Raw genomic sequence first — 281 nt, forward strand, 5'->3', positions numbered from 1 at the left:
CCTCCAGCAAGAGCAGCCATCTCAGCAGCTTCACCATGGCAACACATGCTTATGTCCTCACCTTCCTCCTCCTCTCTGGAACCCTAATCATGTCGGAAGCTGCTCTCTGCCAGCAGCAGCGAGATGCCGTGCTAGACACCGACGGCAATCAGGTCCGTCTCGGCCCCAATTACCAAATCGAATACACAGGATCCGACGGCCATACGGGTGTGCTAGGCCTTCTGCGCAACGATCAAAGTCAGTGCGAGAAGTTCATAGGACCAACCAGCCACAACGAGGGC

The 281-nt window shown here is 56.2% G+C and carries 1 protein-coding gene; it reads left to right on the plus strand.

Annotation, left to right across the window (positions count from 1 at the left end; all coding sequences use genetic code 11):
* Positions 1-35 precede the first annotated feature (35 nt).
* On the plus strand, positions 36-281 hold a 246-nt coding region (locus LZD48_RS18580), incomplete at its 3' end, for a hypothetical protein (RefSeq protein WP_235764152.1).

Origin of the sequence: Oceanobacillus alkalisoli, from assembly GCF_021556485.1 — a bacterium.
GTDB lineage: Bacteria > Bacillota > Bacilli > Bacillales > Amphibacillaceae > Oceanobacillus > Oceanobacillus alkalisoli.